At 77.6% G+C, this 1,400-nt stretch carries 1 protein-coding gene; it reads right to left on the bottom strand.

Translation table 11 applies throughout. The features are described 5' to 3' along the window. Positions 1-1,400 (bottom strand): AfsR/SARP family transcriptional regulator (locus BFF77_RS32490; protein ID WP_211280388.1); only part of this gene is annotated, 1,400 nt, incomplete at both ends.

Here is a 1,400-nt window from a genome sequence, read left to right as displayed (position 1 = left end):
CGTGTACTGGTCCAGGGCGAGGCGGAACGCGTCGGCCGCGTCGTCCGGCCTGTTCTGGACGCGGGCGCGCCGGCCCTCGCGTGCCGCGTGTTCGAACGCCGCGACGTCGCTGACGCTGCCGGGCGGCAGGGCCAGCCGGTAGGAGTCGCCCTGCCGTACGATCAGCCGCGAACCGCCCCTGGGCCGTTCCGGCTCCAGGAACGTACGCAGGCTGGAGACCGTCACCTGAAGGTTGTGCAGCGCCGACGCCGGTGGCAGCCCGTCCCAGAAGGCCGACACCAGCTGGTCACGGTGGACGGGCCGCCCTGCGCGCACCGCGAGCAGCCGCAGCACCGCACGGGCCTTGGGGCGCAGCCGCGACCAGTCCGGCTCGCGTCCCGCCACGGTGAACTCGAAGCAGCCGAAACAGAGCACCGTCACACCTGGCACCGGCTCCGCCGCCGAGGTCCCCGGCGCAGGGGTACTCCGCGCCCCGGCCCGAGGTCTCTCCGCTCCCGGCCCGTCGGCGGCCCGGCCGGACCTCGGGGCGAGGGCGGCGAGCCAGCTCCCCAGCACGGTCTCCGGCAGTCCCGCGGACCGGGCGGTCGACCGGGCCGCCTCCAGCAGATCGGCTCGGCCCGCCGTCTCCGGCGCGGCCAGGGCCATCGCGCTCATGGCCAGTGCCCGCGCACCGGGTACGCCGGCCGACCGCGCGAACGCCTCGGCCTGGGCGGCGCGCTGCGCCGCGTCCGGAAGGTCGCGCCCGGTCTCGACGACGGCGAGGGCCGCTCGGCACCATGCCTCCAGAACACCCCAGCCCAGCGCACGGAACCGGCGGACCGCCTCCTCGAATTTGCCGAGGCGGGGACGGCCGTCCCGTACCGTTCGCAGGCACTCGGCGAGTGCGGCGAGCGCGGCCCCCTCCCGGTCGCCGAGCCGGGCGCACTCGTCGAGGACGGCGGCCTGCTGTCCGGGATCCTCCGGGTGCGGGCCGAGGCCGAGCAGACAGCGGGCGGCCCGGCTGAGCCATGGATGGTCCAGCCGCTCGGCGTCGTACGCGATCCGCTGGAGCTCCTGGTAGGGGACGGGGCCGACGGGGCCCGCCGCCAGGACGGCCAGCGCGCTGCGGGTCAACCGTACGGAGAGCCCGGCCAGCGCGTCGTCCCCGGCCCCCGCCAGGGTGCGGCGCAGGGCGGCGTCGACGGCCATGCCGCCGGTCAGCGCGGCGTTGATGTCCTGGACGAGGAGCGCGGCAGGCCCGCCGACACCGTCATGGACACGGCTCCGTGTGTCGGCGGCGGCTCTCGGCCGCGTGTCCGGGCCGGTCGCGAGAGCGGCCGGGGCGGAGCCGGTGGCGGCACCCGACCGGTGGTGCCCGCCGGCCCGCCCGGGGGCGTTGCCGGGCCGGCGGGCACCACCGG

Source organism: Streptomyces lushanensis (assembly GCF_001700515.1).
In the GTDB taxonomy this organism is placed as follows: Bacteria; Actinomycetota; Actinomycetes; order Streptomycetales; family Streptomycetaceae; genus Streptomyces; species Streptomyces lushanensis.
Note: the sequence above shows the minus strand (reverse complement) of the source record. Positions and strands in the feature narration are given on the sequence as shown.